At 64.0% G+C, this 12923-nt stretch carries 12 protein-coding genes, 1 tRNA gene and 1 riboswitch; all 13 genes read left to right on the top strand.

Translation table 11 applies throughout. The features are described 5' to 3' along the window. Window positions 1–131: 131 nt before the first annotated feature. A riboswitch (TPP riboswitch) is annotated at window positions 132–228 on the top strand. Then, window positions 220–1740: a bifunctional hydroxymethylpyrimidine kinase/phosphomethylpyrimidine kinase gene (locus AB4068_RS14065; protein WP_441433694.1), complete on the top strand. Its 1521-nt coding sequence runs from the start codon at window positions 220–222 to the stop codon at window positions 1738–1740. (Overlaps the previous riboswitch by 9 nt.) 420 nt (window positions 1741–2160) lie before the next feature. Then, window positions 2161–2469 carry a 50S ribosomal protein L21 gene (gene rplU, locus AB4068_RS14060; protein WP_028267456.1) on the top strand — a complete coding sequence of 103 codons (309 nt, stop codon included), beginning with the start codon at window positions 2161–2163 and terminating at the stop codon, window positions 2467–2469. A 60-nt stretch (window positions 2470–2529) separates the two neighbouring features. After that, window positions 2530–2793 (top strand): 50S ribosomal protein L27, encoded by a 264-nt coding sequence (gene rpmA, locus AB4068_RS14055; protein ID WP_003803426.1) that lies wholly within the window; start codon window positions 2530–2532, stop codon window positions 2791–2793. A gap of 145 nt (window positions 2794–2938) precedes the next feature. Continuing rightward, window positions 2939–4528: a GTPase ObgE gene (obgE, locus tag AB4068_RS14050; RefSeq protein WP_284991215.1), complete on the top strand. Its 1590-nt coding sequence runs from the start codon at window positions 2939–2941 to the stop codon at window positions 4526–4528. After that, window positions 4518–5708: a glutamate 5-kinase gene (gene proB, locus AB4068_RS14045; protein WP_284991216.1), complete on the top strand. Its 1191-nt coding sequence runs from the start codon at window positions 4518–4520 to the stop codon at window positions 5706–5708. Before obgE ends, proB begins: the two co-directional genes overlap by 11 nt. After that, window positions 5705–7075, top strand: coding sequence for a gamma-glutamyl-phosphate reductase (locus tag AB4068_RS14040; RefSeq protein WP_441433693.1), 1371 nt, complete (start codon window positions 5705–5707; stop codon window positions 7073–7075). The genes proB and AB4068_RS14040 overlap by 4 nt, the downstream gene beginning before the upstream one ends. A 79-nt stretch (window positions 7076–7154) precedes the next feature. After that, complete coding sequence (locus AB4068_RS14035; RefSeq protein ID WP_059389357.1) at window positions 7155–7394, top strand: hypothetical protein; 240 nt, start codon at window positions 7155–7157, stop codon at window positions 7392–7394. Between the two features lie 55 nt (window positions 7395–7449). Beyond that, the gene (nadD, locus tag AB4068_RS14030) at window positions 7450–8070 is read left to right on the top strand and encodes a nicotinate-nucleotide adenylyltransferase (RefSeq protein ID WP_059389356.1); all 621 of its coding nucleotides are present in this window, start codon (window positions 7450–7452) and stop codon (window positions 8068–8070) included. A gap of 7 nt (window positions 8071–8077) precedes the next feature. Beyond that, window positions 8078–9322 carry a hypothetical protein gene (locus AB4068_RS14025; protein ID WP_441433692.1) on the top strand — a complete coding sequence of 415 codons (1245 nt, stop codon included), beginning with the start codon at window positions 8078–8080 and terminating at the stop codon, window positions 9320–9322. 63 nt (window positions 9323–9385) lie between these two features. Next, window positions 9386–9784 carry a ribosome silencing factor gene (gene rsfS, locus AB4068_RS14020; RefSeq protein WP_059389355.1) on the top strand — a complete coding sequence of 133 codons (399 nt, stop codon included), beginning with the start codon at window positions 9386–9388 and terminating at the stop codon, window positions 9782–9784. 143 nt (window positions 9785–9927) lie between these two features. Further along, window positions 9928–10003 (top strand) — tRNA-Ala (locus AB4068_RS14015). Window positions 10004–10326: 323 nt separating this feature from the next. Continuing rightward, the gene (locus AB4068_RS14010) at window positions 10327–11343 is read left to right on the top strand and encodes a LacI family DNA-binding transcriptional regulator (RefSeq protein ID WP_441433709.1); all 1017 of its coding nucleotides are present in this window, start codon (window positions 10327–10329) and stop codon (window positions 11341–11343) included. A gap of 622 nt (window positions 11344–11965) precedes the next feature. After that, the coding region (gene glgP / locus AB4068_RS14005; RefSeq protein ID WP_441433691.1) for an alpha-glucan family phosphorylase at window positions 11966–12923 on the top strand (958 nt) is incomplete at its 3' end.

The following is a 12923-nucleotide window of genomic DNA, read 5'->3' as shown; positions in this document are numbered from 1 at the left end:
CCTAAGCCCCGGCCGTTTCCGCTCCTGTGGAAACCGCCGGGGTTTCGGCGTTGTGGGCCAATCCGCCGACCCTGGCAGTCCGGTTGCAATGGGCGATTTCAGCGGGCGAGGCGTGATCAGGGTTAAGCTAGGGGACTGACACGGGGTGCCGCGCACCGAGCCGGCTGAGACCAGACCCGTTGAACCTGTCCGGTTAGCACCGGCGAAGGGATGTCTCGCATGACTGTTTCGGCGCAATCATCTGTCTACCCGCTCAAGGCCATCCAGCGCCCCATCCCCAGGGTCCTCAGCATCGCCGGCTCGGACCCCTCAGGTGGTGCTGGGATCCAGGCAGACCTGAAGAGCATTGCGGCCAATGGCGGCTACGGCATGGCCGTCATCACGGCGCTCACTGTACAAAACACACAGGGCGTCACTGGCGTCCATGTGCCTCCCGTGGAGTTCCTGCGCCAGCAATTGGACGCCATTAGCGACGACATCACGGTTGATGCCGTCAAGATCGGCATGCTCGGGGACGCGGCGGTCATCCACGAAGTCCGCCGCTGGCTCGGCGAGGCGCGCCCCGCCGTCGTCGTCCTGGATCCAGTGATGATCGCGACCAGTGGCGACAGGCTCCTCGCGGAGTCCGCTGAAACCGCACTGCGGGAACTGCTGCCCCTCGCAGACCTGGTGACCCCCAACCTTCCGGAATTGGCCATGCTGCTTGGCGAGCCTGTTGCCACTGATTGGGCATCGGCGTTGGAGCAAGGCAAGCGCCTGGCCGCTAGCTGCGGAAACACCGTCCTGGTGAAGGGGGGCCATCTGCAGGGAGCCGGCTGCCCCGATGCCCTGGTCAATACCGGGGGAGTCCTGAGCCAGGACGTGGTGGAATTCGCCGGCCAACGGGTGGAGACCCGCAATAGCCATGGGACGGGATGTTCCCTGTCGTCGGCGATGGCGACGGCCAAGGCGCGGCTCGGCGATTGGGAGTCTGCTTTGCGTGTCGTCAAGCCCTGGCTCCAGGAGGCGCTGACCCGGTCCGAGGTGCTGGAAGTAGGGAAGGGCAACGGGCCGATCCATCATTTCCACGCGCTCCAGCAGGCCCTTCAACCGGGGGACTTCGCCGTCCGGATGTGGGACGCCGCCCAAACGGAACTGGCAGCCATTTATGGCTTGGACTTCATCCAGCACTTGCAATCCGGTGGTCTCAGCGAAGCGCAGTTCAGCTACTACCTGTCCCAGGATGCCATCTATCTCAACGGCTATTCCAGGGTCCTGGCACGGGCAAGCGCCCTCGCTCCGAGTGAAACCGAACAGCTGTTCTGGGCCCGCGGCTCGCAGATGTGCCTTGAAGTCGAATCCGAGCTGCACCGGAATTGGCTCAGTGGACGCCAGGTGAGCGGAGAGCTGGGCCCGGTCACCAAGGCCTACGTGGACCACTTGCTGGCGGCATCGGCGTCGGGAAGCTATGCGGTGCTGGTTGCTGCCGTGTTGCCTTGCTACTGGTTGTACGCCGAGGTGGGACAGCGGCTCCACCATGGGTTTGTCGAGGCCGGAGTATCGGACGAGCACCCCTATGCGGATTGGCTGCGCACCTACGCGGACGAGGCGTTCGCGGAGGCCACCCGCAAGGCGATCGACATCACGGATGCCGCCGCGCAGGTTGCGTCGCCCGCGGAGTGCACAGCGATGATGGAGGCGTTTGCCCAATCCTGCCGCTATGAAACGGCGTTCTTCGATGCTCCAAGGTTGCACGGCTGAGCCGGTCTTCCGGGGAGGAGGCACCGGAACGCGGCTTGCCCCCGCAGGCGTTGCAGCGTGTCGGCGTGAGGATCCGAGCTTTTCGCGGCCGGCAGGGTAAGGTGGACGGGCACGGTACCGGATGGCGGCATAGCCAGTCTGTGGCAGCCATCACGTGGCAGCCTCCGGACCTGGCCTCATTTGCAGCCGAAGGCGAAACTAGCGTAATCTAGATCTTCGGTGCTTACGCCAACACTTGGGTTATGCCCCTAGAAACCGTTCATTTGGAACTGACCTTTCATTTAGAACTATTCGAGGGATGACTCATGGATTCCGTACCGGAGTCCACGGCGTTGAGGCACAGCGTGAACCAGGCCCGTTTTTGGATCGGGGTTCCGCACGCAAATTTAGTAATAAACGTCGAGAGAAGTGAGTGCCCAAGTGGTGTACGCGATTGTCCGCGCAGGCGGCCGCCAAGAAAAGGTTTCCGTTGGAGACTACGTAACCCTGAACCGCGTCCCCGGTGGAGCCGGCAGCACCCTTGAGCTGCCCGCACTGCTCCTGGTGGACGGTGACAAGGTCACCTCCGCAGCTGCGGATCTGGCCAAGGTCAAGGTTACGGCTGAGATCCTCGAAGACCTCCGTGGTCCGAAGATCGTCATCCAGAAGTTCAAGAACAAGACCGGCTACAAGAAGCGCCAGGGTCACCGTCAAGAACTGACCAAGATCAAGATCACCGGTATCAAGTAACCACTGGTTGCTGTTCAGGTTTTCAACAGATTCCCCAGAATTTAAAGGCAGGCATTTCAAATGGCACATAAAAAAGGCGCGAGCTCCACTCGCAACGGTCGTGACTCCAACGCCCAGTACCTCGGCGTAAAGCGCTTCGGTGGCCAGGTCGTTTCCGCAGGCGAGATCATCGTCCGCCAGCGCGGCACCCACTTCCACCCGGGCGCCGGTGTCGGCCGCGGTGGCGACGACACCCTGTTCGCCCTGCAGGCAGGCGCGGTTGAGTTCGGTACTCGCCGTGGCCGTCGCGTAGTGAACATCGTTGCTGCTGCAGCTGCAGAGTAATAACACGTTCTGAACGGGTGGAGCGGGCCGTATGGCCCGCTCCATCTGTCTTTTTAACCGCACTAGAATTTACTAGGGCGGGCGGCCGCGCAACAGCGGCGCAACACGCACTTCAAGCAGTAATTTCCACATAGAGGAGAAACACGTGGCGACCTTCGTAGACCGGGTAGTACTTCACGTATCCGGCGGAACAGGCGGCCACGGCTGTGTTTCTGTTAAGCGCGAGAAGTTCAAGCCCCTCGGTGGACCCGACGGCGGCAACGGCGGCAATGGCGGCGACGTCATCCTGCGCGTCGATGCCCAAACCACCACCCTGCTTGATTACCACCACGCACCGCACCGCCACGCAACCAACGGCGGCCCGGGCATGGGCGACTGGCGGGGCGGCAAGAACGGTGAAACCCTCGTCCTTCCCGTCCCGGACGGCACGGTGGTCAAGACCAAGGACGGCGTCGTCCTTGCTGACCTCGTCGGCGAAGGCACCGAGTTCGTCGCCGCCGCAGGCGGCATGGGCGGCCTTGGTAACTCTTCGTTGTCTTCGCAGAAGCGCAGGGCGCCCGGTTTCGCCCTCCTCGGTATTGAAGGCGAGTCCAGCGACATCGTCCTGGAACTGAAGTCCATCGCAGACATCGCGCTGGTTGGCTTCCCCTCCGCGGGCAAGTCGAGCCTTGTCGCGGCGATGTCCGCGGCGCGGCCCAAGATCGCCGACTACCCGTTTACCACCCTGATCCCCAACCTTGGCGTGGTCCAGGCCGGTGACGTCCGGTTCACCATCGCCGACGTTCCCGGGCTGATCGAGGGCGCCAGCGAGGGCAAGGGCCTCGGCCACAACTTCCTGCGCCACGTAGAGCGTTGCGCCGCGCTGGTGCACGTGCTGGACTGCGGAACCTTGGAAGCGGACAGGGACCCGCTCACCGATCTTGCGATCATCGAGCAAGAGCTGGACAAGTACGCGGTGGACATGAGCTACGCCGGCGTTGACGGCGAAGTGGTCCCCTTGAACGAGCGCCCCAAGCTTGTGGTCCTGAACAAGGTGGACTTGCCTGACGGTCGGGATATGGCCGAGTTCGTCCGCCCAGAACTGGAACAGCGCGGCTACCGCGTCTTCGAAGTCTCTGCCACGAGCCATGAAGGCCTGCGCCAATTGAGCTTCGCCATGGGCGAGATCGTCATGGCCGCCCGCAAGGCCGTTGCGATTGCGCCTCCCAAGGTCGCAGCGCCTGTCCTGCGCCCCCGGGCCGTCAACGAGTCCGGCTTCAAGATCCGCCGCGAGGAGAAGAACCTCGAGCCGCTCTTCCGCGTGCTCGGGGAAAAGCCGGTCCGCTGGGTCAAGCAGACCGATTTCACCAACGAAGAAGCCATTGGCTACCTCGCCGATCGACTGGCCAAGCTCGGCATCGAGAACGAGTTGTTCAAGATGGGTGCCGTTCCGGGCGACACCGTGGTGATCGGCGAGGAAGACGGCGTGGTGTTCGACTGGGAGCCCACCATGATGGCGGGCGCCGAACTCCTGGCGACGCCTCGAGGAACCGACATTCGCGTTGCCGACATCGGCGACCGTCCCACCCGTTCGCAGAAGCGCGACGAGCAGCTCGAGCGCCGCGAGGCCAAGGCTGCAGCACGTGCCGAGCTCGAAGCCGAGCGGAAGGCGGGCATCTGGACCGAGTCTGTCAGCGGCCGCCGTCTCCCCAAGCCCCTGAAGGAAAGCGGCCTGGAAGCCGGAAATGACGACTAGCACGGCCCGCATCGCTGAAGTCACCGAAGGCGACGACGCCGCGGAACGCCAGGCGTTGGCCGGCGCCAAGCGGATTGTGGTCAAAGTAGGTTCGTCCTCGTTGACCAGCATCAAAGGCGGCATCTCGGAGAAAGCGCTGACGGCCCTGGTCCACGCCCTGGCCGAGAAGCGCAATTCCGGGACGGAGATCATCCTGGTCTCCTCCGGTGCCATCGCGGCGGGTCTCGCACCGCTCGGGCTCGCCAAGCGTCCCAAGGACCTCGCCACGCAGCAGGCTGCGGCCAGTGTGGGCCAAGGGCTTTTGATGGCGCGCTATTCGCAGGCTTTTGCTGCGCACGGGGTCACGGTCAGCCAAGTCCTGTTGACTGCCGATGACCTGATGCGGCGCACCCAGCACAGCAACGCATACCGGGCGCTCGACCGCTTGCTGAACCTCGGCGTCGTGCCGGTCGTGAACGAAAACGACACCGTGGCAACCCACGAAATCCGCTTCGGTGACAACGACCGGCTGGCCGCCTTGGTGGCGCACCTTGTCCGGGCCGACGCGCTGGTCCTGCTTTCCGACGTCGACGCCCTGTATGACGGTCCGCCGTCGTTGGGTGCAAAGCGCATTCCGCTCGTTACCGGTCCCGCCGACCTCGTCGGCGTGACCATCGGCAAGGCGGGCAAAGCCGGCGTCGGTACCGGCGGCATGACCACCAAGGTGGAGGCGGCCTCGATCGCCGCGGGCTCCGGCATCCACGCCCTCGTCACGTCCACGGCCAATGCCGCCGCAGCGCTGGCCGGCGAGGACGTGGGCACTTGGTTCGCCATCAACGGCAACCGCAAACCGGTTCGCCTGCTGTGGCTGGCCCACCTCGCTTCGGTTCGGGGCCGTTTGATGCTCGACGACGGCGCCGTCAAGGCGGTGCGCGACCGTCACACCTCGCTGCTGCCCGCCGGAATATCGTCGGTGCAGGGGGACTTCGAGCCCGGCGATCCCGTGGAGATGGTTTCCGCCGACGGCACCGTAATTGCCAGGGGACTGGTGAACTACTCCGCGGAAGAGCTTCCCCGCATGCTTGGCCGTTCAACCAAGGAGCTCGCCAAGGACCTTGGCCGTGGATATGACCGCGTAGTTGTTCATGTTGACGACCTCGTACTGGTCCAGCCGTCCCGCTCCACTAAACTTGGAGAATGACTGAGGCCCTTACCCCTGATTCTCCTGTGATAACCGACGCCCTGGCTTCCGGCAATGCCACCCGGGTGCCGGAAACTCCGGAGCTGGGAACTGCGCCGCTCACGCCCGGGCAAGTGGAGGCGGCCGTGCATTCGATCGCGGACCGCTCCCGGCAGGCAGCGCGGCACATGGCCCAGGCGAACCGTGCCTGGAAGGACCGCGCCCTGCGCGCTATCGGCGCGGCCCTCCGGGAACAGCAGGATTCAATCCTCGCCGCCAACGCGAAGGATGTTGAGTCCGGCCGCAACAACGGAACCTCCGTTGCCATGCTGGACCGCCTGACCTTGACTCCTGCCCGCATCGACGGCCTTGTGGCCGCCCTTGAAAACCTGGCGGGTCTGCCGGATCCCGTGGGCAACGTCGTCCGTGGCCAGACCCTCCCCAACGGCCTGCGCTTGCGCCAGGTCAACGTGCCCATGGGAGTAGTCGCTGCGATCTACGAGGCCCGCCCCAACGTCACGGTCGATATCGCCGGACTTGCCTTGAAGAGCGGCAATGCCGTGATCCTGCGCGGCGGATCGGCTGCCGCCCACACCAACGCAGCCCTTGTGACCATCCTCCGCGATGCGCTGGAATCCGTAGGGCTGCCGGCCGACGCCGTCCAGAGCGTGGACGAGTTCGGCCGCGAGGGCGCGAATGTCCTGATGCGTGCCCGTGGCCGCGTGGACGTGCTGATTCCCCGCGGTGGACGGGACCTGATTCAGACTGTGGTGAACAACTCGTCTGTGCCCGTCATTGAGACCGGCGAAGGCAACGTGCACATCTTCATCGATGAGTCCGCCAGCGAAGAGATGGCCGTCGACATCCTGCTCAACGCCAAGACCCAGCGCCCCAGTGTGTGCAACACCGTGGAAACCCTCCTGGTCCACTCGAAATCCACCGTGCTGCCCGCGGTCGCCGCCGCACTTCGTTCCGCCGGGGTCACCCTGCATGTCGACTCCCGGATTGAAGCGGCGCTGTCCGGCTCCGTGGACACGGTCCCCGCCGACGACGTCGATTGGGCTACGGAATACATGGACCTTGACCTCGCTGTTGCGATGGTGGACAACCTTGACGAGGCCGTCTCGCATATCCGCAAATGGTCGACCGGCCACACGGAGGCCATCCTGACGAACAATCTGGCGAACGCTGAGAAGTTCATTGCGGACATCGACTCGGCGGCGGTCATCGTGAACGCTTCCACGCGCTTCACCGATGGCGGCGAACTCGGGCTGGGCGCCGAGGTGGGAATCTCCACCCAGAAGCTGCACGCACGCGGCCCCATGGGCCTGACCGAGCTGACCACCACCAAGTGGATCGTCCAGGGTGAAGGCCAGGTCCGCGCCTAGCAACGCTGTAACATAGAACAGAAGTCCTGAACGGCGGGAGGATCCGCCGTCGAAATCCTTTGAACCGCTAGGGGAGAAAATGCAGTTTCAGCAGATCGCCATTTCAATTCTCACGCAAGGGGGCGAGAGCGGAGCCGAAGCGCCGGCACCGTTGTGGGCTGAACCTTGGGTTTTCGGTGTCTCCATGTTCTGCATCCTGCTGGTCCTGATGTTTGTGGCAGTCTCCTACACGAACCTTGGCAACCGTCACGACGCCGTCGAAGAACATTCGGATCCGCACCGCCAGCACCCGGCCAAGCACCCAGGGCTGGGTCACTAACATTTCCGCCGCGAAACCCTTCGAGGAAACGGGGCGCCGACTTCGCTTGGGCGTGATGGGTGGGACGTTCGATCCCATTCACCACGGCCACTTGGTTGCTGCCAGTGAGGTTGCTGCCAAGTTCCGCTTGGACGAGGTGGTCTTCGTGCCCACCGGACAGCCCTGGCAGAAATCGCACAAGCAAGTCAGCGAAGCCGAGCACCGGTACTTGATGACGGTCATTGCCACGGCTTCCAACCCCAATTTCACGGTGAGCCGTGTGGACGTGGACCGCCCCGGTCCCACCTTCACGATCGATACCCTGCGGGATCTGCGGACGCAGCGGCCGGATGCGGACTTGTTCTTCATCACGGGCGCGGACGCCCTGGCACAGATCCTGTCCTGGAAAGATGTCGACGAGCTTTGGTCCTTGGCGCATTTTGTCGGTGTCACCAGGCCCGGTCATGTTCTTGACGGCATGGGCAGGGAAGACGTCAGTCTGTTGGAAGTGCCCGCCATGGCGATTTCGTCGACGGATTGCCGCGCCCGCGTGGGTGCAGGCAATCCGGTCTGGTACCTCGTACCTGACGGAGTAGTGCAGTACATCGCCAAATACAAGCTGTACTCGGGCAAACCCGGCATGGGGGAGCCCCTGCATGCTATGACCGGAACAGAACACCAAGCCCGTACCGAGTGAGTTTTGAATGAGCCAGGAACAGCCCCCCATCCCTAGCCGGCGCGAGCTTCGACGAGCCCGGGACGCACGCCTGGAAGAAACAGGCGCACGTCCCGCGGTAGCCGAGGCCGTTACCTCCGACGACGCCAACCACGCGTCCGGCGGCGCCTCGGCCAATCGGGTGCGCCGGGTGGCAGATGCTCCCTTGGACGCCAAACCCGCCTCGGAACGTTCCTCCCAGGCGCGTGCGCGCGACCGCGCCGCCCTCCGTGCCATCAAGGAACTCGCGGACAAGGAGCAGCAGCTTTCCCGCGGCGGTCCGCCCACGCGCCGTCAGCTGCGCCTCCAGCAATTGCAGGAAGAAGTTGCACCGGGCACCTCGGCGATCCCCGTTGTCCCGGCACCGGGCTCAGGGCCAAGGACATCCAGTGTCCCGGTCCAGGCTCCCGGCAGGCAGCAGTCCGGTCCTGATCGCCCGGGCGTTTTGCCCGGCGGCGGCGTCCGCGTCACGGCAGGACCTCCTCCCGGTGCGCCGGAAATGACCGTGGAGCAGGCCTTGATGGCCCGCGAGCTTTTGGCCGCCCAAGCGAACAACCAGTCCAACAAGCTTGAGCACATCGCTGCAATGGAATCTGCGGTGCAGAAAGTCCCCGCCGCCGAATCAGCGGTTTCCAGTTCCGACGTCGAGCCGGCGGACCCGGAGGCCCTGGCCGAACAGATCGCCCAGGCTGAACGCGAGGCCATCCTCAACAAGAGGGCCATGGCCAAGCAGAGGCTCGCCGAACAGAACAGCCGTCCTTCCGGGCCTGTCCGTGCTGAACCTTCTGTAGCCAGCAACCTGGCCATGGTGACGCCCCTGGAATTCGTGAAGGTTCCGGGACTCGATCGTCCCGTCATGAAGCCGCCCGGCACCACATTCGTTCCCCTTGTGACCTCCCCGGCGCCGAAACTGAAGCCGGGGCAGTCGGCGTCGGGCAAGCCACGCAACCTGCGCGGCCGCGCAGGAGTGCTGGCGCGCGCAGAGGCCGCTGCGAAAGCGGCCGGTCGACGCCCGACGTCGGGCTCCGAACCCGATGGCGAAGCGCTGGCCGAGGCGGCAGAACATCCGCCCATTTCGGCAAGTTCGGCCTACGGACTTGAACCGCTCGACGCCGCGACGGCGGGACTTGGGCGCGCCCAGCGTACCCGGCTCCTGGTCCTGGGACTGGTTGGCATCGGAGCCATCGCCCTGATTGCGGGCATCATCATGATCACCAGCGGACTTTCCCGCTGACCATAACGGCTTTTGCCACCAAACAGGCTTCGTCTATTCTCGAAGCCGCATACAAGGAGTCCCGTGACTGCACATGAACAATCCGTCCTCTTGGCCCGCCACGCCGCCCGCGCGGCAGCGGACAAGCTGGCCGAGGACATCATCGCCCTCGACGTCAGCGAGCGTCTGGCCCTGACTGACGTCTTCCTGATCGCCTCGGCCCCGACCGAGCGCCAGGTCAACGCCATCGTCGACGGTATCGAGGAAGAGCTGCTCAAGCAGGATCTCCGCCCGGTCCGCCGCGAAGGACGTTCCGAGGGCCGCTGGGTCCTCTTGGACTACGCAGACATCGTGGTGCACGTCCAGCACTCCGAGGACAGGGTCTTCTACGCCCTGGAACGCCTCTGGAAAGACTGCCCCGTAGTGGACCTGGAACTCGGTGACGACGCCTCCGCGAAGGCTCCCGCCGTCGAGGAATCCTAGGCTTTAAGGCACCGACCAACTGAATATGCCCGATTTGGAATTTTCGGAAATGCTGTTCTAAGATATTTGAGTTGCTTCGGAGGAATCCGAAAACTGGACGGGGTTTTCCGGCCAGTTCACGGTTCGTGAAGCAGCGAAAATATGGGGCTGTGGCGCAGCTGGTAGCGCACCTGCATGGCATGCAGGGGGTCAGGGGTTCGAGTCCCCTCAGCTCCACCATGGAGGCCTTGCTTGGAACGTGGGTTTTATGTTCCGGGCAGGGCCTCAGATTTTTTGGAAATTGAAAGAGCCTCCCCGCCGGGGGTGGCTCTTTCGTTTCTCCGGCATTTTCAGCGGTGTCTTGGGTTGTAGGCAAGAACGCGTAAATCCCGGCACCCTCGCTTAGCCGCCGCGTGTATGCAACAGTGGGCTCAGCATGCCTCCACCACTTTCCCAACCGATTACGGTTTACTATGAGGCATTACCGTCTGGAGGCTCGCGGTCTTTCGCGGGCCCATCGCAAAGCAGCCACCGACAATACAGGGGGATAGTCCTTGGTAACTATGGCCGATGTTGCGCGGGTAGCAGGCGTTTCCAGGAGCACTGTGTCCTATGCCCTCAGTGGTGTCCGGCCGATTGCTCCCGAAACGCGGGAGCGCATCCTGAAGGCCATGTCCGATCTTGGCTATACGCCGAACCTGCTCGCCCAGGGCTTGGCCGGCAAACGGACCGGCATCGTCTCCTTGATTTTTCCGGTCGGGGAGCAAGGCATGAACACCACGGAATTCGAATACGTCCAAGGTGCCGCCGAGCAGGCGCGTGCTGACGGATACCATCTCCTTCTGTGGCCAATGGACCCCGACGACCTGGGCGAGATGCAGCGGATCGTGGCCCAGGGCCTCGTAGATGGAATCCTCCTAATGGAAGTCAGGTCATTCGACGAACGGATTCCTGTCCTGCTGGAAACCGGTGTTCCCTTCGTCACGATCGGACGGCCCACGGATGCTGATGGCCTGACATTCGTGGACGCAGATTTCGAAGCAATGGGGGAGCTGGCAGTGGCGCATCTCGTCAGCCTGGGGCACACGGAGATCGGCCTTGTGACGCATTCGCGTGAGTCCCTGGACAGCGGATACGGCCCGATGGTCCGATCCTGGGATGCCGTGGCAGCTGCTGCGTCGAGGCACGGGATCAGCGCTCGGCTGTATCCGGCCACGAGCTCACTTGCCGGCGGTCGCGAGGTGTTTGGACAGATCCTGGAAGAATCTCCGGAAACAACCGGGCTCGTGATGATCAACGAAGCGGCGACTGCAGGCCTTCTGGGTGCGGCGGCGGCCCATGGTTGGCGAGTGCCCGAGTCTCTCTCCATTGTCGCGATCAACACCAGTGCCGGCTCCGCGGAGCGCTTCATGCCCGCCCTGACGACGGCGTCCGCCGAACCGAGCGTCATGGGTCGTGAAGCAGCACAATTCCTTACCCGGCGCCTCAGGAGTGACGGGCCGGATGCCGTGCAGTGGCTCGCTGAACCGGTGTTGACGTTGCGCGGAAGCACCGCCGTGGCACGCGCCGTGCAGCCGTAGAATCGCCCCGCCGTCCGGGTGCAGTCCGCCAATTCGAGGCATTCATTACGCGCTCCTATCGAACGTGATTGTGACATTTGACACACCGTCGCGCTGCCAACTACTGTCGAGCCATCGACCCGCGTCGACAAGGCGCGTCGACGAACGGCGATGAGATTCCTCCTGATACAACATGGCGGATGGTCACCGATCAGAGTTCCCGGAGACTAAGGAAGTAAGTCGTGCTTGGAATCATTCGGTACCAATCATCCGAATTGACGATGCGGTCGATGTCGCGCAAACCTGAGCGGGAATTCGCCGGCTTCCGCCGCGGATCCACGAGTAGCCGCGTCCCCTTGTTCCCGGCTCGTGAAGCCCCCGGAATAGCGCGTGGACGGAACCTGGAGACCGCTGCCTGCTTCTGAGTTCCGGGACCGGGCGCAGGAGGGGCCAATAATGCCCGTCCACAGCATGTAAGCGCTTGCCCTGTGCCGGTTGTGCCCGCAGAGGCCTACCCACCCCGGCGCCGCGGTGGTCCCACCCTTAGCCAACATCTCCCCAATCATCACAACAACCTCTTGGAGGTAACCCGCATGGAAACGTCGACAAAACCTGCCCAGTCCGCGTTCGAAGGTGGCCGGAAGTGAAAGCGATTCGACGGTTCACGGTACGAACGGTTCTGCCGGAAGCAATCGCCCCGCTCGCACGATTGGCGAAGAACCTGCGCTGGTCCTGGCATTTGCCGACACGCGAACTGTTCTCCGCGCTGAACGCCGAAGCCTGGGAGCAAAGCAATCATGACCCCATGACCTTCCTCGGCCTGGTCAGCCGCGAGGAACTGCAGGAGCTCGCAGCGGATGGCGCCGTCGTCGAGCGTGTTCAGCAGGCGGCTTCGGATCTGGACCGGTACTTGGGTGAGCCGCGCTGGTACCAGGGCCTGGGTCCGGATGCTCCGGCGTGCATCGCGTATTTCTCGCCTGAGTTCGGCATCACGGAGGTTCTTCCGCAGTATTCCGGCGGGCTCGGGATCCTGGCCGGTGACCACCTGAAGGCCGCCTCGGATTTGGGCGTGCCGTTGATCGGCGTCGGGCTGCTGTACCAGGCGGGCTATTTCAAGCAGTCCCTGTCCCGGGACGCCTGGCAGCAGGAGACCTACCCGGTCCTTGACCCCGACGGCCTGCCGCTGACACTGCTCCGTGAGGAAGACGGTTCGCCGGCCCTGGTCACGCTTCCCCTGCCGGGCGACCGGACGCTGCGCGCGCACATTTGGCGGGCCGACGTCGGGCGCGTGCCGCTGCTGCTGCTCGATTCGAACGTTCCGGCCAATGACGACGCCGCGCGCGGGATCACGGACCGCCTCTACGGCGGCGGCGGTGACCACCGCCTGCAGCAGGAACTGCTGCTGGGCATGGGCGGGGTGAAGGCGCTGCGCGTCTACCAGCGCCTCACCGGCACCCCGGCCCCGGAAGTGTTCCACACCAACGAAGGCCACGCCGGGTTCCTGGGCATCGAACGCATCCAGGAACTCATGTCCACCGAGGCCCCGCTGAGCTGGTCCGAAGCCCTGGCCGCCGGGCGCGCGTCCACGGTGTTCACCACCC

It is taken from the genome of Arthrobacter sp. 2RAF22 (assembly GCF_052115325.1).
GTDB lineage: Bacteria > Actinomycetota > Actinomycetes > Actinomycetales > Micrococcaceae > Arthrobacter.
The sequence above is the reverse complement of the archived record's forward strand: the minus strand, read 5'-3'. Positions and strand labels throughout refer to the sequence as shown.